The sequence below is a fragment of the Coprococcus comes ATCC 27758 genome, from assembly GCF_025149785.1.
In the GTDB taxonomy this organism is placed as follows: domain Bacteria; phylum Bacillota; class Clostridia; order Lachnospirales; family Lachnospiraceae; genus Allocoprococcus; species Allocoprococcus comes.
In genome coordinates, this window is sequence record NZ_CP102277.1 from 1,838,283 (window position 1) to 1,858,934 (window position 20,652).

The window sequence follows — 20,652 nt, forward strand, 5'->3', positions numbered from 1 at the left end:
AAGTATTTCCTCCTTTAGTAAGCAACAAAAATATCCTCAGCAAGCTGTTTTTCTGTTGCAAATTCCTTCATCGCGATTGCCAGTGCTTCATTCTTCAGTGATGTCATATCATTCAGTCTTCCAAATTTTCCGATTGGTCTCACCTCACGCGGCTTATAGTCACTTTTTTCCGTAACCGTCACCTTATCCTTATTCGTCTCTGTAAAATAATAACGCAGAGATTCATCACCAAACAAAATAAAGCTCTTGATATAAGTGTCTTCATATGCCGGAAGCAGTATTTCTTCCTGATAATTCATATTATCACTTTCGCCTTTCCGTATCTGGTAGGAAATTGCCACTTTGCTTCCAGGTTTTGCGTGATATTCGATCATCGTCTTATCATAAAGCTGCACTTCTCTGAGCCAGTTCTCCGGATACTTCAAATAGAAAGAAAAATACAGCTGTTTTTCACACATTTCGCGCAGGAATTCCCGTAGCATCGGTTCCAGTTCCTGATGCACTTCCCTGCTGGAATAATATTTTAGCAGGGCGATCTTACAGATATCCGGAAGATCTTCCTCTTTGCGGTATTCATTTGCGATGATTACAAAAATACATCCTTTTACCTGGCGTCCGTTCACCACATATTCTCTTGAAACATAAGCAAGATATGCTCTCTTTAAACGGAAATACGTTCTTCCTTCATAATAATCCGCAAAAATTTCTTCCTCACCAAACATAGTTTCCGAGAAAAGCATCTGCGTAATGATTCTTTCTGAAAGCTTGTAGGTTGTAATATCATAATCTCTTGCCACATGCCAGAGTTTCTTCATATTACGGGTCGATCCACAATAATACTCAGCAAGATAAGACAGCGTCTGCTTATCATACTGATCTTTCAGAAACAGTTCAAAGCATAATGCCAGAAGAAAATCATCCTCCTCCGTACCTTCTTCACGCAGGCGCATACTGCACATTTTAAACACTTCTTTTTCATCTGCCATCTCCAGCCCGTGCTCTCTAAGCATATCCCAGGTCAGTTCTTTTTTCTCTTTCTTTCGTTCCTCTTCCTCATGCTCTTCCTGATATTTTTTGCAGATTTCCATATACCGGTTCTCATAGAACATCCTCATAGTCTCATATGGAATGGAATCAATGTAATGGCGGCCGTCTTTTGATTCCCAGACAATCCGTGCGTCTTTATTGTATAAATATACAATCACTCCATCCGCACTGTACTGTACTTTCTGACTGATCGTTCCGTCAGGCTCGATTACCATGACAAACGCCATGTTCTTTACCGTTGTCTTAATCTCATAAGCATGGCAGATATCATAAACTGCTCGGATTCTTTCCGGTGTCATATCCCGCTCAGTACAGCAGCGTTTGTAAATAATATGCAGAATATCATTGATCCTTCGATTCTCAAGCTGCATCCAGGCAAACCGCTCCATCTGCTCTCTGTAAGCACTGTAAAGCTCACTGCTTTCTTCCTCACAGTTAATCAGATTTGCATACAACACCGCTGCTTTTTTATATTCCAGTGTGTTTCCATGCCGGAAGTAAAGTAATACGGATTTTGGAAACTGTCTGTCCAGATATTTGTCATCCACAGTCATCATATAATATTCAAAAAGCTGCGCAATCTTCAGATCTTCTTTTACTGCCAAGGCATACCACTTAAAGCATTCCGGTGTTGTCCGATTGCCACGGATCAGATGGGTACAAATTGCTGTCAGAATCTGTGGATCCGGGAAAATCCGATAAACCTTCTGCATCACAACATCCAGATTCTTATCATAAGTCCGCTGTTGGGATGCAAGGTTCGCCATATAAAGCGCAATTTCCTTCGTCAGGACTCCGTGCTTCTGCGCAAAATTGAGAATCTGTACTTCAAATGCCGAGAGCTTTTTCAGACAGGTTGGCTTCTCCAGAAAACACCGGTATGCCTGCCAATACAGAATTACCTGGTTCGCACCGTTGCTGCAGTGGCGTTCCAGAACCTGTAATTTTTTGCTGTAGTTTTTATATTCCGGATCAATGTCAATCAGCATACACACAAGCTCCCATGAAGTTGGTTCTTTCATATATGCCTTATTCAGTTCTTCAATTGCTTTGTTAACCTGGCTGCCTGATTTTCTCAAAAGCGCAGTCAGATACAGATAATACGATGAAATGACCGAATCCTTATTCACTGAGAAACGGCTGTAATTGTAATCATCCAGAATACCACTGGCCTTGTCCGGCTCCTTACAGAGCAGGTTAAGATGTGCATCAAACAATGGATAAACATCTCCGTCTTCTGAATATATATCCAGTCCCTTCAGTTTTTCTCTTGTTGCATCCGCCCAGGCTGTCAGATCCTTTCCTTCCGCATTGCACGCAAGGAAATCCTTTATGATTGATGCAATCGTCTTATCTGCCACACGTCTGTTCTCTGCATGATCTTTGTGATTGGCCAACATTACCTCATAGGTCAGCGATTCATACGGACTTTCAAAAACAATCTGTCCATAATTATTTCCCGCATGAGCCTTTTCCGGATGAATGATATAACTGAAATCAAACAGATTTCCCACAAAATCGTCCGTTGTAAAGTTATCCCTTCCAATCTGGATAAAATCACCGCTCACATGCACCTTCACCGGCATAAATCCCCAAGTATTCTTTGTAAAATGAATAATCTCACGGGTTGCTTCTTTTAAATTGCGGAAGGTTCTCTGATTCCGTCCCATTGTCAGGAAAATACATTCTTTCTGTTTGATTCCGACCAGAAATTCTTCCATCGCCTGCTCACCGAGAGACCATTTCCTAATATTATCATAAAGTGCCTTTATCCTTGGCTCTTCATACTTTATCACGTCATAAAAATCGCGTGATCTGAAAAGACGGTGTGCCTCAATAAAGTTCTCCATCGCCAGCCTTTTAAAATCACGGATATTCTGTACTCTTCCACAGGAAGTCTCGACTGATGGTTTTTCAATGATCGCAGTAAAGTTTACCTCAAATTCTCCACCATTACATACAATCGTAAACTTTCCCTGTTCAACATGCCCGGGAGCAAGTCCACTTCCATCATAAGTAAAACGGAGTTCCACCGGGTTGCCCTCAAATCCCTGTTCTTCTAAATGTATACGAAAAGAAGAAGAATATACAAGTCCTCTGATATCTCCTTCTTTCCTGTTCTTCAAAATGAAACTTCCCTGGCAGGACTCTCCTTCCCCGATCGTCATCTCAAGATTCGTTACCGGCAGTACAATCTCCGGATGAACAGTTCGAAAATCTCCTTTGGAAAATTTTTTTATTTTATTCTTCAAGCTTGCCACCTACTTCTGCATTGCATTTTTTCAAAAAGACATTATAATAAATTATAACATTATTCTGCATATCAGGCAATGCGGAATACCCGATTTTTTTAATTCACAGATTTTTGTTATACACAAAGGAGAATACTATTTATGGAAGCAAAACCGCAGTTTCATGGAAGTGACACCGCTGCTGTCGCCGCATTTTATCATGTACCGGTGGACGAGATCGTCTGCTTTGGAGCCAATGTCAACCCACTTGGATTATCCAAAAACCTGAAAAAAGATCTTGCTGCACATCTGGATCTTCTCAGTAGTTATCCGGACCGAAATTACACTACTTTGAAGAAAGTGATTGCCGATTACTGCCAGATTTTACCGGAACATGTAATCGTCGGAAATGGTTCTACCGAGCTGATCTCTCTCCTGATCCAGACACGGAAACCACAAAAAACGCTGGTTCTTGGACCAACTTATTCCGAGTATGGACGTGAACTGGATCTGGTGGGAAGTTCCATCCATACTTACCTGTTAAAAGAGTCAGATCTGTTCCATCTTGATATCCATGCCTTCTGCGAAGAAATCAGGAAGGGCTATGATCTGGTGATATTATGTAACCCGAACAATCCGACTTCGTCCGCTCTCAAAATGCCTGAGATCCAGACCATTCTGGACTGCTGCCGGGAGGCTGGCTCTTTCTTGATGATCGATGAGACTTACGTTGAATTTGCACCGGATATTAATGAAATTTCTTCCATGTCTCTGATCAGCAGTTTTGATAATCTGATGATTCTCCGTGGCGTATCCAAATTTTATGCCGCACCTGGTCTCCGCCTCGGCTACGGTGCAACCAGTAACAGCCAGTTTCTTCAGGATCTTCTGCTGATGCAGAACCCATGGAGTCTGAACAGCCTCGGCGCTTACGCTGGTGAGAAAATGCTCCAGGATCAGGAGTATATCCGGAAAACACGGGATCTGATCCTCTCCGAGCGAGACAAAATGTGCACTGAAATCTCCAAAATCAATGTGCTGACTGTGTATCCTGCTTATGCGAATTTTGTACTAGTAAAGATTGAAAAAGAGGGAGTTACTTCTGCGGATGTGTTTGAATTTCTGATCAAGCAGGGTCTGATGGTGAGAGACTGCTCCAGCTTCAAAGAACTGGGCGGGGAATACTTCCGGTTCTGCATTATGGCTCCGGAAGATAATAAGAGACTGCTTCAAGGAATACAGGATTTCTTTGCATAATGTTTCCTATCCCCACAAGAAGACCATTCACTAAATCGCCAACTCTTATTTCTAAAAATTTTGAGCAGCACAGGATCCCGGCGCAAATGATATTGAATCGTTGCGGCTAAGAGCGCACAAAAATAGGGGTGGTGTCCGTGTTCACACGAACATCATCCCCTTTTTTGTACAAGCTTCGGAGTTGCCATGCATCCGTATGAAACTGCCAGTGATAGTTTCATAGGTGACGATCAATATCATTTGCGCCAGGATCCGTCCCTCTTCACACTATTCTTTCAAAATAAGCGCCACAAACACAAGATCTTCTTCCCCCGCATTCTTGATGCCATGTCCATTTCCGTCTGCACAGAAAGTCACATCACCAACTTCTACCGGATATTCTTTGCCATTATCATTGTAAATGCCTGCCCCTTTTGTCAGATAGTAAGTCTCAGTCTCTCCATGATGCTCATGATATCCGATCTCACATCCAGGTTTTAACGTTACTTCATTGAACATCTTGCAGTACGCACCGAGCTGTTCACCTTTGATCAGTTCTTCCTTCAGGATATAGCCTGCGCCACCCGCTACATTTTCTGCTTTGATTGGTTGTCTTTCTGATTTCTTTGTCATGACTCTTTTCCTCCTGTCTGATCAGATTTCTTTATCTGTCATTGTGACACGATTATTGAATTGCGTCAAGTGCCGCAGAAATATCTGCGATCAGATCCTCTTTATCTTCAAGTCCCAGACTGATGCGAATCAGTTCTGCCGGAACCCCTGCTTCTTTTAACTGCTCATCATTCATCTGGCGATGTGTGGATGTTGCCGGGTTCAGGCAACAGGTTCTCGCATCTGCCACATGGGTTTCAATCGCTCCAAGCTTCAGATTCTGCATGAATACGGAAGCAGCTTCTCTTCCACCTTTCAATCCGAAAGATACCACTCCACAGCCCCCGTCTGGCATGTATTTCTTTGCTCTTTCATAGTATTTGTTAGATGGAAGTCCCGGATAATTGACATAAGCAACCTTTGGGTGCTGCTCCAGAAATTCTGCCACAGCCTGTCCGTTCTCCACGTGCCTTGGCATACGCACATGAAGAGATTCCAGTCCGAGATTCAGGATAAATGCATTCTGTGGTGCCTGGATCGATCCGAGATCACGCATCAACTGAGAAGTACATTTTGTGATAAATGCGCCTTCTTTTCCGAATTTCTCAGCATAGGTAATTCCATGATAGCTTTCATCCGGTGTGCAAAGTCCGGGATATTTATCTGCATGAGCCATCCAGTCAAATTTACCACTGTCTACGATTGCTCCACCGACTGCTGCTCCATGTCCGTCCATATATTTTGTAGTCGAATGTGTCACAATATCTGCTCCCCATTCGATCGGACGACAGTTGACCGGTGTCGGGAAGGTATTATCCACGATCAGCGGTACACTATGCGCATGCGCAACCTTTGCAAAAAGCTCAATATCCAGAACAGTAAGTGCCGGATTGGCAATCGTCTCACCAAACATCAGCTTTGTATTTGGCTGGAATGCCGCATTTAATTCTTCTTCTGTTGCATCCGGAGAAACAAATGTTGCGTCAATTCCCATTTTCTTCATTGTCACACTGATCAGATTGAAGGTTCCACCATAAATCGAAGAGGAAGCCACAATATGATCTCCTGCTTCACAGATATTGAACATAGCAAAGAAATTCGCTGCCTGTCCGGAAGAAGTCAACATTGCAGCTGTTCCGCCTTCCATCGCCGCGATCTTTGCCGCTACGTGGTCGTTAGTCGGATTCTGCAGACGGGTGTAGAAATATCCGGATGCCTCCAGATCAAATAATTTTCCCATATCTTCACTTGTATTGTATTTGAATGTCGTAGACTGAATGATCGGAACCTGTCTCGGCTCTCCATTTCCAGGTGTATATCCTCCCTGCACGCATTTTGTTCCCATATGATAAGTATTCATGAGAAAGTTCCTCCTTTTTCTTTTACACATTTCCTCTAATGTATATTCATTAAGTATGTTTTCTATTATAGCAGAAAACGGGAGATTTTGTTTAAAAATCTCCCGTTTGTTTTATATTTTTTGCAGAATATGCAGTTTTTCTTTTATTTTCCTCTTACGGTTTACATCTCCCACACGGGATATACCCCTCTTTAATCAGTTCTTCTCTTGAACCTGTAAATGTTTTTTTATTTCCTTCTTTGATATCTTTTACTCCTGAGCACTCCGGCGTATGGAACTTCTTTGTATTTTCATTCAACACATACATCTTTTTCTCTGTATTTCCACTGGTTTTTCCCGTACCCGCTGACGCATCCGTATCGGAAAGCACTGCCTTTCCCGTTGAATAATCAATCGTAATTCCCGGCTGTACATTATAGACATACACATTAAATTTCACACCTTCTCCATGATCCTCCACTGATTCTGCTTCCATTAAAACTCCGGATGCAACCAGATTCTCCCCTTCAAATACCGGTGTGACACGATACATTACATGATTATCTGTCTCTTTGATGTAGTCGGCAACCATATTTTCAAATAGCAGCATCCCATCCACATTCATATAGCGGGTTCCTGTAATCAGATTCTTTTCGTTTGCATTTTCTGCCGTCAGCTGATAGCCTATCAGATGACAACGGTTGTAAAGATATTTTCCATCCACATTGTCAAATTTTATTGTCTGCCACCCGGACGGTTTCACCTGTCCAATCTTTCCTCTTTTCCCGGTCGGCATCAGATCTGTCCCAATGTTGGACGCGGCAACGCCGCATCGTCCCAGCTCATCCAGATCACTGTAGCTTTCATAAGACTGATCTGTCAGCTCATCTTCGGTAAAATCCGGTTCATTATCGTCAATCACTACATACGGTGTTCCGCTGTATGCCGGAATATTATCCAATGTAGCGCTCACCGGATCCTGGCTGCCACCTGCTGTCGATTCATTTTCTCCGCTACCCGACTGCCTTTCAACTACTGCTGCCTGACTGTTTCCATATGATGCACTTTGCGCATCTGCTCCACCTGTGCCACACGCTGTCAGAAACAATGCAAACGTCAGAAGCAGCACACCTCTCATTTTCCCAATTTTCTTCTTCATAGCAATCCCTGCCTGTTGTAAATTTCTTTTGTAATCTTCTCATGGGAGTAACCGGAAAAATCTTTTCTCTCTTCCAGTCTCCACTTGCTTAAATCTACCTCAAAAAATACATCTGCCGGATAATCCCGGTTCCATTTATACAGAACAATCTCTGTAATCTTCCCCTCATATCCAGCCAGATTCTCCCCCTCAACAAAACAGAAATCCTCTTCTTCTGCCTTTTCCAGAAAATTCCGGTCAACCTTCCACATTTTTTCATCCTCCAGTCGCCCTGCGTCCTGTATTTTCTTCCCAGTCCCAATTTCCCGGCATACCTCTTCTTTTGCTTTAAAGACTTCTTTAAAAAGCTTATCTGCCTCCGGCGCCATCCAGAGCACATTCCCTCTCGTCATCTCAAGAATATCCTCTGACACCATCCGGTCCCGGCTCACTCTCCTGCCATTAAAACATATCCCCATCCGGTTATCCACACATACAATAGTTTTCACACTATAAAACTCCTTCCCCGCAATTCCAGCCAATATCCGAAATCCTCTACACAGCTTCACATTCTTTTGCCACTGTAGCGTCCGTCTCGTCCCTGCATTTTCCATAACACAAACAGGCAGAGAATCCAATCCCTGCCTGTCCGTATTCATAACATCTTATTCAACTTTCGCAATATCAATCAGTGTAAGCTGACGGATATCTGTATTTTCCAGACTTGTCACAAGTGCTCTTGCCGTATCCATAGCTGTCAGTACATTAACACCTGTCTCGATTGCATTACGACGGATTACAAATCCATCTCGTGCATGATCTGCTCCCTGTGGAGGAGTATCAATTACAAGGTCGATCTCGTGTCCAAGGATCAGATCCATCAGGTTCGGTGATTCCTGCTCAATCTTATTGACCGGAATTGCTTTTACGCCACCTTCTTTTAATGCATCAGCTGTACCGCGTGTTGCAAAGATGCGGTAGCCAAGTGCCTCAAATCTGCGTCCGATCTCGACAGCTTCTCCCTTATCCTCATCACGAACAGTCATGATCATGTTCTTATATTTTGGAAGGTTGATTCCAGCTCCAAGGAACGCTTTGTAAAGTGCCTCGTTAAATGTAGTTGCAATTCCCAGACACTCACCTGTAGACTTCATTTCCGGTCCAAGGCTGATATCTGCACCACGGATCTTCTCAAATGAGAATACCGGCATCTTGATTGCAATATAATCAGCTTCTTTCTGAAGTCCCGGTGTGTAACCCATTTCTCTGATCTTATGTCCGATGATCGCTCTTGTAGCAAGCGGAACGATCGGGATACCTGTTACCTTACTGATATAAGGAACGGTACGACTTGAACGTGGGTTTACTTCGATGACATAAACATCTTCGCCACATACGATGAACTGGATGTTGATCATACCAATTACGTGAAGGGCTTTTGCAAGACGCTTTGTATATTCTTCAATTTTACGCTTTGTCACTTCAGAAATGCTCTGCGCAGGATATACAGAAATACTGTCACCAGAATGGATTCCGGCACGCTCAATATGTTCCATAATACCAGGGATCAGAATGTCTGTTCCATCACATACTGCATCGACCTCAATTTCTTTACCGACCAAATATTTATCAACCAGAATCGGGTGATCCTGTGCAATACGGTTGATGATTCCGATAAATTCATCAATATCATGATCGTTGATTGCAATCTGCATTCCCTGTCCGCCAAGTACATAAGAAGGACGAACCAGTACCGGATATCCGAGACGGTTGGCAACCTCTTTTGCTTCTTCAGCGGTAAATACTGTATCTCCCTTCGGACGTGGAATATTGCACTGTGCAAGGATCTCGTCAAAGAGCTCTCTGTCCTCTGCGGCATCTACATCTTCTGCGGAAGTTCCAAGAATCGGCACTCCCATCTTCATCAGGGATTCTGTTAATTTGATCGCAGTCTGTCCACCAAACTGAACAACTGCTCCGTCCGGTTTTTCCAGGTCTACAATGCTCTCTACATCTTCCGGAGTAAGTGGTTCGAAATACAGCTTATCTGCGATATCGAAATCGGTACTTACAGTTTCCGGGTTGTTATTTACGATAATAGTCTCGTATCCTTCTTTTGCAAATGCCCATGTACAATGTACAGAACAGAAGTCGAACTCGATACCCTGTCCGATACGGATCGGTCCTGATCCAAGTACTAGAACTTTCTTTTTGCCAGAAGTCTCTTCTACTTCGTTCTGGCTTCCGAATACAGAATAATAATATGGGGTCTCTGCTGCGAACTCAGCCGCACAGGTATCAACCATCTTGTATGCTGCAACGATTCCGTTTGCATGACGCATATCGTGGATTTCTCTCTCATCTTTTCCGGTCAGTCGTGCAATAACATTATCCGGGAATTCAATACGTTTTGCTTCTTTCAGAAGTTCCGGTGTGAGTTCCTGTGTCTTCAGAGCCTGTTCCATCTCAACAAGGATTGCGATCTTGTCGATGAACCATTTGTCGATCTTTGTGATCGCATGGATCTCGTCATAAGAGATTCCTTTGCGGAGTGCTTCTGCGATCATCCAGATTCTGCGGTCATCTACGATTTCCAGTTTTTCCAGAATTTCTTCTTTGGAAAGTGCTGAGAAATCATAAGAAAGCAGGCAGTCTACATGCTGCTCCAGAGAACGGATTGCTTTCATAAGAGCTCCTTCAAAATTATCGCAAATACTCATAACTTCTCCGGTAGCTTTCATCTGTGTCGTCAACGTTCTCTTTGCACTGATAAATTTATCGAACGGAAGTCTCGGCATCTTAACAACACAGTAGTCAAGCATTGGCTCGAAGCTTGCATAAGTTTTCTTTGTAACTGCATTCTTGATCTCGTCCAGTGTATATCCAAGGGCAATCTTTGCAGCAACTTTTGCGATCGGGTATCCTGTCGCTTTGGAAGCCAGTGCAGAAGAACGGCTTACACGCGGGTTTACCTCAATTACACAATATTCAAAAGAGTCTGGATGTAATGCATATTGTACGTTACATCCACCAGTAATATTCAGTTCTGTAATGATATTCAGTGCCGAAGTACGCAGCATCTGATATTCTTTATCTCCAAGAGTCTGGGAAGGTGCAACAACGATACTGTCACCGGTATGAACTCCGACCGGATCGATATTTTCCATATTACATACAGTAATACAGTTTCCAGCACTGTCTCGCATTACTTCGTACTCGATTTCTTTCCATCCTGCAATGCAGCGTTCTACAAGAACCTGTCCTACACGTGACAAACGGAGTCCATTCTCAAGGATTTCTTCCAATTGTTCCTGATCATGTGCGATACCACCACCGCTTCCGCCGAGGGTATATGCCGGACGAAGAACAACAGGATATCCGATCTTATCTGCAAACGCGACACCATCTTCTATATTTTCAACGACCAGTGAAGCTGCAACCGGCTCACCGATCTTTTCCATGGTATCTTTAAATTCCAGACGGTCTTCTGCTTTCTTGATGGTTTCCGCCGTTGTACCGATCAGTCTCACATTATGTTCCTTAAGGAATCCTGCTTCTTCCAGCTCCATTGCAAGGTTCAGTCCGGCCTGGCCTCCAAGGGTAGGAAGTACGCTGTCCGGTTTTTCTTTAAGGATCAGCTGTTCTACAACTTCTACCGTAAGTGGTTCGATATAAACGCGGTCTGCAATATCTTTGTCTGTCATGATCGTTGCCGGATTCGAATTCAGAAGTACAACTTCAAGTCCTTCTTCTTTCAGTGAACGGCATGCCTGTGTTCCGGCATAGTCAAATTCTGCTGCCTGTCCGATTACGATTGGACCGGAACCAATAACTAATACTTTCTTTATGTCTTTATTTCTTGGCATTATTTTGTTCCTCCCATCATATCCATAAATCTGTCAAACAAGTAACCAGAATCCTGTGGTCCCGGGCAAGCTTCCGGATGGAACTGTACTGTGAAAATATTCTTTCCAACGTATGACATTCCTTCGTTTGTATTGTCATTGACGTTCACAAATGCAGGTACTGCAACGCTTTCCGGAATACTATCAGCATCTACAGCATACCCATGGTTCTGGGAAGAAATATAAACTCTTCCTGTCTGCAGATCTTTTACCGGATGGTTTCCGCCCCTGTGTCCGTATTTCAACTTATAGGTCTTACCACCGTTGGCGAGTGCCATCAGCTGATGTCCCAGACAGATTGCAAAGATCGGGATATCTGAGTCGTATAATTTTCTGATTTCTTTAATAATGGAAGTGCAATCCGCCGGATCGCCAGGTCCGTTCGACAGCATGATACCGTCCGGATTTGCGGAAATGATCTCTTCTGCAGGTGTATTTGCCGGGTAAACGGTAACTTCACATCCACGATCATTTAAAGACCTTGCAATGTTGTTCTTAGCACCAAAGTCCATCAATGCAACTTTTGGTCCATTGCCTTCTAAGACATATTTTTCACTGCAAGTTACTTTGGAAACTACATCTCCTACTTTGTATGCATGAAGTTTCGGAAGTACCTCATCCAGATTGTAATTTTCATTCGTTGTGATCATACCATTCATTGTACCCTTTTCGCGGAGGATTTTGGTAAGTGCTCTGGTATCAATTCCTGCAATTCCCGGAATATCCTGTTCTTTCAGGAAATCCTGAATTGTACCTTCACAACGGAAGTTGCTTGGCATTCTGGACAATTCTCTTACAATATAACCATCCGGCCACGCCTTCTTGGACTCCATATCCGGTGTAATACCATAGTTTCCGATCAGCGGATATGTCATGACAACGGCCTGTCCGGCGTAAGAAGGGTCTGTCAGCACCTCTAAGTATCCAGTCATTGAAGTATTGAATACAATCTCACTAATCATATCTTTTGTTGAGCCGATGCTTGTGCCTTCAAACACAGTTCCGTCTTCTAAAATTAGAAACGCTTTCATATGTTCACCTTATCCCTTCGTAATACTCTTTTATTCTCAAAAAAGGGGCACTCTTGGAGTCTTTTCAATTCCAGAGCGCCCACACTTTCTCAAATTGTAAAAAGTTTACCATATCTGGTTACAGATTTCAATACCTATTTTTTATGTTTATTTTAAAGTGTAATTTTTTTAAAAAAGAGTTGCTTTTATTCAAAAATTTGATATAATATAATTCGTGACTGCGAAAGCAGCACGAATGCTGGAATAGCTCAGTCGGTAGAGCACTTCACTCGTAATGAAGGGGTCGTCGGTTCAAGTCCGATTTCCAGCTTAGTGATCAGAGAAAAAGGGAGTGCCTGTTTATCAGACATTCCCTTTTTTGTATCCGGCAGAAATGCCTGTGATACCTTCACTGACTGTCCTATCGACCGGACATCTGTTTTTCCTGTTCTTCGATCATTTTCTTGACCATATAACCTCCGACAGATCCGTTCTGTCTTGAAGTTAAGTCTCCGTTGTACCCGTCTGATAACGGTACTCCCAGTTCGCTTGCAACCTCGTATTTAAATTTGTCCAGTGCACCTTTTGCTTCTGGCACGGCTGCTCTGTTTGATGAACGACTTGCCATATTCATTTCCTCCTTTTTTGTAACATTTTGTTTTGTGTTACGCTCCTAGTATATGGAGAATAAATTCAGATTACACTGGGAGGTTTTGTTAATTTTAGCATTTTTTATTTTGCAGTAATCAGCACCAGATGAGTATGAAACATTTTAAACTGAAGCATGACACATTTGGTATTCTTTGCATAAAAGCAGACTTTGGGAGAAAACTTAGATCATAATATAAAATCCAAGTCAGGACAATTCTGCAATTCTGGATACACCTACATAAATTTCGGAAATTTTATACCATGTACGGTAATCAACAGTTCCGGTTACCGGAAGCCCGAACACCGACTGGAATTTTCTGACGGACGACGCTGTTGCCGGGCCATAAATACCGTCAACTGTGATTTTCGGAATTGCCGGGTATGCACCGGCAATGACATTTAGCTGTTCCTGCATTTGCCGGACTTTTGTACCAGAAGAACCCTGGGAAAGGGTATACCCTGGCCATGAAGACGGAATGCCTGAAATTTCTTCAGCGGTATTGATGTAAATATCATCTCCGTAATAATAGCGGAGGATTTCTGACGGAGAATACCCCTGATCACCAAGTGCTTTAGAACCCCATTGGGTCATCCAGTTCGGACACTGAACCTGTCTTCCGTCACAGTATTGTGTCAGAATCGGCTGCCTTACATTCGGTCTGGAAAGATAATCTGCAAACAGTTCGTCCACCACTGTAGAAATGGAGTCAAAAACATTTCGTTCCGGAATCCATTTGTGATCAAAAGCCGTAGAAGATGTAATTGTGAAATCATAGCCCTGATTGCGATACCATTCGGTATAAACCCGGTTCAGCGTAAAAGACATGATTGCCAGTACATTTGCCCGGATCGTATTTTCCGGCCATGTTGCATAGATTTCACTGGAAGCAACATTTTTGATATAATCTTTATATTTTACATAATAATTCTGTGCGGTAGAATCGCGTGGTGAGCCATTATGAACAACAATGTATTCCGGCACGACAACTCTGCTTAGCACAATCTCACCGGTTTCGTTTACCGGCTTGATCTCGTTTTCCGGGATTTTCGGCGGATACACACCGTACAGAGTATGTGCAGGAATCACAAAGATTTCCGGGGTCTGGTCTTCCGTGACAAGTGGACGCAGACGAATCTTCTGAATTGCCGTCACACCGGCCAGTATTTCCGTTCCTGCGACGTTGACCGGCTCGAATCCCGGAGCGTTTACTTCCAGGGTATATTCCGCATATGGCTGTTCTTCATTTGTTGCATCCAGGCTATACTCCACAGGCGGTGCGTCAAGCTCAATGGTTTCACTTTGTCCGGAGCTATCGGTTGTCAGTTCTTCCAGTGTGTTTTCAGGAATACCTGTATAGGAAATACGGATTGACGCATCTGGAACAGGAAAAGAATCAATAGACGAAGTAATCTGTATCTGCAAATTTCCCCGATCAGAAGTCTGCATGGCTTTCAAAAATCTCATATCTGATATCCTCAAGGCTTTTTATACTGTCAGAAACATTATATGTAAAAAATGTCTGTGTTGTGCAAAAATGAAGGGTATGTTATGATGAAACATACAGATGAGTATTTGGAGGAATTAAATAGATTATGCGAAAAAAGATGCATCAAACAGGGAAATTTTTTTCGTTCATTCTTTTGGGACTTGGCTGTCTCTGTCTTATATCCGGAGGAATCCTGATCGGCAGACAAATGTCAGCCACTCCGAAAGCAGAGAGTTCCGCGCCGGAAGAAGTTCCTTATGAACAGGAAAAAATTACGGATGCAGAGGTTACCGGAGAATTCTACTATGAACAGCTTTCTGATGAAGAGCAAACGGTTTACCGGGAAATTCTTCAGGGTATCCAGGAAAATAAAAAAGAAATTTATCTGCATTGCAGCAACGCGAATACTGCAAATGAAGTATTTCAGAATGTGTTAAATGACAGACCGGAAATTTTCTGGTGTGATGGAAATGCAACTTCCACAGAATATTCTCAGTCTGAAGGCCAGAGCCGATATGTAGTAATAGAACCCAATTATCTTTATGAAGGAGAAGAAAAAGAACAACGGAATCAGGAGATTGAATCGGCAAGAGCCACCTGTCTTTCTGGCATTTCAGACCTTTCAGATGAATACGAAAAGATAAAATACATTTACACCTATCTCATAGATAACGTAGATTATGATCTTGATGCACCGGATAACCAGAATATTTACAGTGCTCTTGTCGGAAAAAGATCGGTTTGTGCCGGCTATGCAAAAAGCTGCCAGTATCTGCTGCAACAACTGGGTATTTACTGCATCTATGTAACCGGACAGACTACAGATCCAAATGGAGGCGTCGCAGACCATGCATGGAATATTGTTCAGTGCAATGGTCAGTATTATTATGTAGATACAACCTGGGGAGATCCGATTTTTCTCGGCGAAGATAATGGCTATCAGATACCGAACCTGATTGCTTACGATTATCTCTGCTGCAGTGAAAAAGAGCTAGAAAAAACACATATGATCAGCACGGACTATGTATATCCGTCATGTCAGTCTGAAAATCTGAACTATTATCAGCTGAACGGCATGTATTATGATACCTATGAGCCTGGTATTCTGCGAGAAGTGATCGACAGATCGATTGAGAGCCAGGAGGCTTATACGGTATTTAAAATGTCAGATGATGCAGTCTATCAGGATGTCGTGGATGAGATGCACGAAACCCTCATGGAAGAAGGTGCAGGATACCTGGGTGAGCTATATGGACTTTGGCAGGTTTCTTATTCATACAGTGAAGAAGCATCCCTTAACAAATTTATTATTTACTGGTTTTATGAATAAAAAGATAGTGGGCAGAACAATTTGCCCACTATCTTTTTATCTACAACGTCGTTTCCAGATTGTTTCCCGAAATGTATGCCGCAAGCTTTTCACCAAGCAGTTTATATTTTTCGCCTTCTAACAGTGGATCTTCCCTCAGGATTTCCCCCGAAGCTTCTCCTGCTTTTTTCAGAAGCTCCGAATCCTGGAACACATCTCCGATCCGGAAATCCATTAATCCGCTTTGCCGGATTCCAAAAAGATCTCCTGGTCCCCGAAGCTTCAGATCTTCATTCGCAATAAAAAATCCATCATTGGATTTGTTCAGGATCTCAAGTCGTTTTTTTGTCTCTTTCGTCTTCGAACCACTCATAAAAATACAATAGGACTGGTGTCTGCCACGTCCTACGCGCCCGCGGAGCTGATGAAGCTGCGCCAGCCCAAAACGCTCAGCATTCTCCACCATGATCACCGTAGCATTCGGCACATTGATACCAACCTCGATAACTGTTGTCGACACCAGGACCTGGATCTCATTCTTTGCAAATGCTCCCATGATCTCGTCTTTTTCTGCCTGTTTCATCCGCCCATGAAGCGCAGCGATCCGGATCTTGTCACCCATCTCACTTTGCAGAAGCTGCGCATAGTCAAGAACATTCTCTGCATCCATTGCCTCGCTCTCTTCTACCATCGGACAAATCACATAGCACTGTCTTCCTTCGGCGACCTGCTTCTGCATAAAGCGGTAAGCAGTCGGTCGGTAACTGGTATCCACCACACAGTTCTTGATTGGCAGACGGTTTGCCGGAAGTTCATCAATCACCGAAATATCCAGATCTCCATATAAAATGATTGCCAGTGTTCGAGGAATCGGTGTCGCACTCATTACAAGAATATGAGGAATTTGTCCTTTCCCGGCAAGTGCCTCTCTCTGACGGACACCAAATCGGTGCTGTTCATCGGTAACAACAAGTGCCAGATTCTGGTATTCCACCTTCTCCTGGATCAGTGCATGGGTTCCCAGAACAATCTGCACTTCTCCCGCAGCAATCCTCTGATAAGCTTCCCTTTTTTCCTTTGCTGTCATCGACCCGGTCAAGAGCTCGGTTTTCACCGGAATCTGATACTTTTCCAGCATCTCTATGATTGATTCGTAATGCTGCTTGGCCAGAACTTCTGTCGGAGCCATCATTGCGCCCTGATAACCGTTCAGTGCCGCCAGAAGAAGAGCCAGAAGCGCTACTATTGTCTTGCCAGAGCCAACATCCCCCTGGATCAGGCGTGACATCACTAGCTTTCCGCACATCTCCTCCTGGATCTGTTCCCAGACTCTCTTCTGTGCTCCGGTCAGTTCATATGGCAGATTTGCAAGAAAGCGGTCGATTTCCGACCGCCTTTTTATCACAAATCCGTTTTCGGCACGCTCATTTCGCTCCCTCGTCCTGCGAAGAGCAAGCACGAAAACTAAAAATTCTTCAAATACAAGTCTCTCTCTTGCATGGTAGAATTCTGCCTTATCCAGTGGAAAATGTATCCCGCGGATCGCATAGTTATACTCAGCCAGATGATATCGAAGGCGCAGATCTTTCGGTAGATCATCAGAGACGAGATCCAGATATTCCATCGCACCTTTAACCGCTTTTGCTACCGCATTGTTCGTCATACCGGCAGTTAACGGATAAATTGGCTGAAGAGTTCCACACTTTTTATCGTAACTATCCGGTGGTGAAAATAACTCTGGATGCTCCATAATCAGCTGATCCTTTTTTGAAACTACCCGTCCTCTTATGATAACCGGCATTCCCTGCTTCAATGTATTACGCAGAAACGGCATACGAAACCAGATCACCTTCAAAGTACCAGTCAGATCTTTTACGTATGCTGTCGTAATCTGCATACGCTTTCCTCCTCCAACCTGTACTCTTCCGTATATCACGCCTTTTACCGTGCTGATCTTTCCTTCTTCCAGCTCTCCTACGCTCACCGGCTCTTCATATACATCATATCCTCTGGGATAATAACGGAGCAGATCGCCGATGGTAAAAATTCCCATCTTGTGAAACAGTTCCTCGGTTTTTGCCCCGATTCCTTTCAGGTTACGGATTTCTGACTGCTCATTCATAAGCCTATTCTACCGCCAACACATAGTAATAAATCGGCTGTCCGCCCATGTGTGCATCTACGTCCATATCCGGATATAATTCTTCAATCTCTGCTGTCAGCTTTTCTGCTTCTTCTTCGGAAACTTCTTCTCCATAATAGAGACTGATCAGTTCAGAATCATCATTTACCAGCTGTGCCAGCATGTCCTTTGTAGTACCATCGACAGACTTGCCAACTGCAAGGATACCTGCATCACCAATTCCCATGATATCACCTTCATGGATTTCTTTATCATCGATGTGGGTATCACGGACAGCATAAGTCACCTGACCTGTCTTTACACATTTGATCGCTTCCAGCATCGTCTCTTCATTTGTATCCACATCTTCTTCTGCATTGTAATTCAGAACTGCTGTGATTCCCTGCGGAACGGTCTTTGTCGGAATTACGATAATATCCTTGTCTTCTGTCAGATCACGCGCCTGATTTGCAGCCATTACGATATTCTTATTATTCGGAAGAATGTAAATATAGTCTGCATTTACATGATCGATCGCTGTCAGCATATCCTCCGTACTCGGGTTCATGGTCTGACCACCCTCGATAATGTAGTCCACGCCAAGTTCTTTGAAGATTTCATTTAATCCTTCTCCGATCGAAACAGCAATAAATCCGACCTTTTTACGTGGCTCTTTGGCTTTTTCTTTCTCTTTCTGGGCTGCTGCAAGCTTTTCTGCATCTTTGATCAGCTTTTCCTGATGCTCTTCACGCATATTATCAATCTTCATACGGGATAACTGTCCATAAGTAAGTGCTTTCTGGATTGCAAGTCCCGGATCGTTCGTATGAACATGTATCTTAACAACGTCTTCATCTGCTACACATACGATAGAATCACCAATGGATTCCAGATAAGCCTTAAATTCTATTTCATCCTTTTCTGTAAATTCTTTATCCAGAAGAATAATAAATTCGGTACAGTATCCAAATTTGATATCCACTGTACCCTCAGTTTCAGCCTTTGTTGCATTAACAGCCTGAGGAGTTGGTGCAAGTGCGCTGTAGTCAATCTCTTTACCGAGGAATGCATCATATGCCCCGCGCAGTACTTCCAGAAGTCCCTGTCCGCCGGAATCTACAACACCTGCCTCCTTTAATACAGGAAGCATATCCGGAGTCTTTGCCAGAACAGTCTCTGCCTCTTCAATCAGCTTCGGGAGAAATTCTTCCAGATCATCTGTCTCCTCTGCAAGTGTCTGAGCCTTTTCAGCCACCCCTTTTGCAACGGTAAGAATCGTACCTTCTTTCGGCTTCATAACAGCCTTATATGCTGTCTCTTTTGCACGTACAGCTGCTCTTGCAAGTGCAGGTACATCAATTTCGCTTTCCGTCTTGATGGATTTTGTGAATCCGCGGAGCAGCTGGGATAGAATAACACCGGAGTTACCTCTTGCACCACGGAGAGAACCGGATGAAATTGCCTTCGCAAGAGAAGCCATATCCATGCCTTCCAGTGCAGTTACTTCTTTCGCTGCCGCCATAATTGTCATAGACATATTGGTTCCTGTATCACCATCCGGTACAGGGAACACGTTCAGTTCATTGATATATTCCTTTTTTGCTTCTATATTCTGTGCGCCTGCAAGAAACATCTTCGCAAGCAGTTCTACATCGATACTCTTTGTTGCCACAACAAGTTCCTCCTTAATTAATCGATCACGCGGACGCCTTCGATATAGATGTTGATCTTATCGACGCTCATACCTGTAAATTCTTCAACTTTATACTTCACGTTGCTGATCAGATTGTCTGTTACTGCTGAAATACTTACTCCGTAAGCTACGACCACATGAAAATTAAGTGTAATCTTATTCTCATCAGAGATTCCGACCTGGATTCCCTTTGTAAGGCTTTCTTTTTTCAAAAGTTTTACCAGACCATCTTTCATGCTGACAGCTGCCATACCGACAATTCCAAAACATTCAACTGCTACAGATCCTGCATATTTTGCGATCACTTCCGGATCGATCGTGATGATTCCTAAATCAGTACTCATACTTCCCTTCATATGCCATCCTCCAATTCTCAAAATTCATATCAATAAATCTATTTTTAAACGTTGAAAATATTATACTCTATTTCCAATGCTTTTACAACCAATGCAGCCCGATAATCAGGCATGCTGACACCTGCCTGATTATACGGCAGCTCACTTAACAGTCCACTGTCGTACATTCGCCAAATACAGATCTAATCAGATTTTTGTGCGAGCACAAATCTGGATAACTCCGTATTTGACTCATCGTATACGCAAAAAACCGAAGCTTAAAAGCTTCGGTTCTTATCATTCCGCTCAGATTAAGCTCTTTCAACGCGTCCGGATTTCAGGCAGCTTGTACATACGTACATTTTCTGTGTTCCGCCGTTTTCCGTTTTAACTCTAACGGATTTTACGTTAGATTTCCACATCTTAGATGATCTTCTATGAGAGTGACTTACGTTATTTCCGAAATGAGCACCCTTTTCACAAATAGCACATTTAGCCATGATTGCACCTCCTAACGATCTGAAATGTCCGCTTACA

General features: G+C 43.2%; 15 protein-coding genes and 1 tRNA gene. 3 read left to right on the forward strand and 13 right to left on the reverse strand.

The annotated features are described in order from the left end of the window. Positions 1-14: 14 nt before the first annotated feature. The gene (locus NQ556_RS09320) at positions 15-3,308 is read right to left on the reverse strand and encodes a DUF5717 family protein (RefSeq protein ID WP_242856238.1); all 3,294 of its coding nucleotides are present in this window, start codon (positions 3,306-3,308) and stop codon (positions 15-17) included. A gap of 132 nt (positions 3,309-3,440) precedes the next feature. Between NQ556_RS09320 and NQ556_RS09325 the strand changes: the two genes are divergently transcribed. Continuing rightward, positions 3,441-4,535: a pyridoxal phosphate-dependent aminotransferase gene (locus tag NQ556_RS09325; protein WP_022220914.1), complete on the forward strand. Its 1,095-nt coding sequence runs from the start codon at positions 3,441-3,443 to the stop codon at positions 4,533-4,535. 267 nt (positions 4,536-4,802) lie between these two features. Here the strand turns inward: NQ556_RS09325 and NQ556_RS09330 are convergent, their stop codons facing one another. The 6 genes from NQ556_RS09330 to NQ556_RS09355 all read right to left on the reverse strand — a co-directional run bounded on the left by NQ556_RS09330 (position 4,803) and on the right by NQ556_RS09355 (position 12,539). Further along, positions 4,803-5,147, reverse strand: a complete 345-nt coding sequence (locus NQ556_RS09330) for a cupin domain-containing protein (RefSeq protein ID WP_008375282.1) — start codon at positions 5,145-5,147, stop codon at positions 4,803-4,805. Positions 5,148-5,199: 52 nt separating this feature from the next. Continuing rightward, the gene (locus NQ556_RS09335) at positions 5,200-6,486 is read right to left on the reverse strand and encodes an O-acetylhomoserine aminocarboxypropyltransferase/cysteine synthase family protein (RefSeq protein ID WP_008375280.1); all 1,287 of its coding nucleotides are present in this window, start codon (positions 6,484-6,486) and stop codon (positions 5,200-5,202) included. Between the two features lie 154 nt (positions 6,487-6,640). Then, positions 6,641-7,624 carry a DNA/RNA non-specific endonuclease gene (locus tag NQ556_RS09340; RefSeq protein ID WP_022220915.1) on the reverse strand — a complete coding sequence of 328 codons (984 nt, stop codon included), beginning with the start codon at positions 7,622-7,624 and terminating at the stop codon, positions 6,641-6,643. Further along, the gene (locus NQ556_RS09345; RefSeq protein ID WP_147574777.1) at positions 7,621-8,112 is read right to left on the reverse strand and encodes a ribonuclease Z; all 492 of its coding nucleotides are present in this window, start codon (positions 8,110-8,112) and stop codon (positions 7,621-7,623) included. Before NQ556_RS09345 ends, NQ556_RS09340 begins: the two co-directional genes overlap by 4 nt. A gap of 156 nt (positions 8,113-8,268) precedes the next feature. Continuing rightward, complete coding sequence (carB, locus tag NQ556_RS09350; protein ID WP_008375273.1) at positions 8,269-11,469, reverse strand: carbamoyl-phosphate synthase large subunit; 3,201 nt, start codon at positions 11,467-11,469, stop codon at positions 8,269-8,271. Beyond that, a complete protein-coding gene (locus NQ556_RS09355; protein WP_008375271.1) occupies positions 11,469-12,539 on the reverse strand; it encodes a carbamoyl phosphate synthase small subunit in 1,071 nt (356 codons plus the stop codon). Before NQ556_RS09355 ends, carB begins: the two co-directional genes overlap by 1 nt. A 237-nt stretch (positions 12,540-12,776) precedes the next feature. On the opposite strand from NQ556_RS09355, the gene NQ556_RS09360 reads away from it, so the two are divergent. Further along, positions 12,777-12,849, forward strand: a tRNA-Thr gene (locus NQ556_RS09360). Positions 12,850-12,939: 90 nt separating this feature from the next. Here the strand turns inward: NQ556_RS09360 and NQ556_RS09365 are convergent. Together NQ556_RS09365 and NQ556_RS09370 are read right to left on the reverse strand one after the other, a co-directional pair. Next, positions 12,940-13,146, reverse strand: a complete 207-nt coding sequence (locus tag NQ556_RS09365; RefSeq protein ID WP_022220917.1) for an alpha/beta-type small acid-soluble spore protein — start codon at positions 13,144-13,146, stop codon at positions 12,940-12,942. A gap of 228 nt (positions 13,147-13,374) precedes the next feature. Then, the gene (locus NQ556_RS09370; protein ID WP_173699092.1) at positions 13,375-14,634 is read right to left on the reverse strand and encodes a peptidoglycan-binding protein; all 1,260 of its coding nucleotides are present in this window, start codon (positions 14,632-14,634) and stop codon (positions 13,375-13,377) included. Between the two features lie 128 nt (positions 14,635-14,762). Here NQ556_RS09370 and NQ556_RS09375 point away from each other — a divergent pair, with 128 nt between their 5' ends. Further along, a complete protein-coding gene (locus NQ556_RS09375; protein ID WP_008375266.1) occupies positions 14,763-15,986 on the forward strand; it encodes a transglutaminase domain-containing protein in 1,224 nt (407 codons plus the stop codon). A gap of 40 nt (positions 15,987-16,026) precedes the next feature. Here the strand turns inward: NQ556_RS09375 and recG are convergent, their stop codons facing one another. From recG to rpmB, 4 genes are all read right to left on the reverse strand, one after another. Continuing rightward, complete coding sequence (gene recG / locus NQ556_RS09380; RefSeq protein ID WP_022219991.1) at positions 16,027-18,087, reverse strand: ATP-dependent DNA helicase RecG; 2,061 nt, start codon at positions 18,085-18,087, stop codon at positions 16,027-16,029. Between the two features lie 4 nt (positions 18,088-18,091). Then, positions 18,092-19,759 (reverse strand): DAK2 domain-containing protein, encoded by a 1,668-nt coding sequence (locus NQ556_RS09385; protein WP_008375263.1) that lies wholly within the window; start codon positions 19,757-19,759, stop codon positions 18,092-18,094. A 17-nt stretch (positions 19,760-19,776) separates the two neighbouring features. Continuing rightward, positions 19,777-20,136 carry an Asp23/Gls24 family envelope stress response protein gene (locus tag NQ556_RS09390; protein WP_008375262.1) on the reverse strand — a complete coding sequence of 120 codons (360 nt, stop codon included), beginning with the start codon at positions 20,134-20,136 and terminating at the stop codon, positions 19,777-19,779. A 290-nt stretch (positions 20,137-20,426) separates the two neighbouring features. Continuing rightward, positions 20,427-20,615 carry a 50S ribosomal protein L28 gene (rpmB, locus tag NQ556_RS09395; RefSeq protein ID WP_022219990.1) on the reverse strand — a complete coding sequence of 63 codons (189 nt, stop codon included), beginning with the start codon at positions 20,613-20,615 and terminating at the stop codon, positions 20,427-20,429. Positions 20,616-20,652 lie beyond the last annotated feature (37 nt).

What these genes read in the sequence shown, in the direction of transcription:
- NQ556_RS09325 (WP_022220914.1), top strand. Translation starts at nt 3,441, where the DNA reads ATGGAAGCAAAACCGCAGTTTCATGGAAGTGACACCGCTGCTGTCGCC.
- NQ556_RS09330 (WP_008375282.1), bottom strand. Translation starts at nt 5,147, where the DNA reads ATGACAAAGAAATCAGAAAGACAACCAATCAAAGCAGAAAATGTAGCG.
- NQ556_RS09335 (WP_008375280.1), bottom strand. Translation starts at nt 6,486, where the DNA reads ATGAATACTTATCATATGGGAACAAAATGCGTGCAGGGAGGATATACA.
- NQ556_RS09340 (WP_022220915.1), bottom strand. Translation starts at nt 7,624, where the DNA reads ATGAAGAAGAAAATTGGGAAAATGAGAGGTGTGCTGCTTCTGACGTTT.
- carB (WP_008375273.1), bottom strand. Translation starts at nt 11,469, where the DNA reads ATGCCAAGAAATAAAGACATAAAGAAAGTATTAGTTATTGGTTCCGGT.
- NQ556_RS09355 (WP_008375271.1), bottom strand. Translation starts at nt 12,539, where the DNA reads ATGAAAGCGTTTCTAATTTTAGAAGACGGAACTGTGTTTGAAGGCACA.
- NQ556_RS09365 (WP_022220917.1), bottom strand. Translation starts at nt 13,146, where the DNA reads ATGGCAAGTCGTTCATCAAACAGAGCAGCCGTGCCAGAAGCAAAAGGT.
- NQ556_RS09370 (WP_173699092.1), bottom strand. Translation starts at nt 14,634, where the DNA reads ATGAGATTTTTGAAAGCCATGCAGACTTCTGATCGGGGAAATTTGCAG.
- NQ556_RS09375 (WP_008375266.1), top strand. Translation starts at nt 14,763, where the DNA reads ATGCGAAAAAAGATGCATCAAACAGGGAAATTTTTTTCGTTCATTCTT.
- recG (WP_022219991.1), bottom strand. Translation starts at nt 18,087, where the DNA reads ATGAATGAGCAGTCAGAAATCCGTAACCTGAAAGGAATCGGGGCAAAA.
- NQ556_RS09390 (WP_008375262.1), bottom strand. Translation starts at nt 20,136, where the DNA reads ATGAAGGGAAGTATGAGTACTGATTTAGGAATCATCACGATCGATCCG.
- rpmB (WP_022219990.1), bottom strand. Translation starts at nt 20,615, where the DNA reads ATGGCTAAATGTGCTATTTGTGAAAAGGGTGCTCATTTCGGAAATAAC.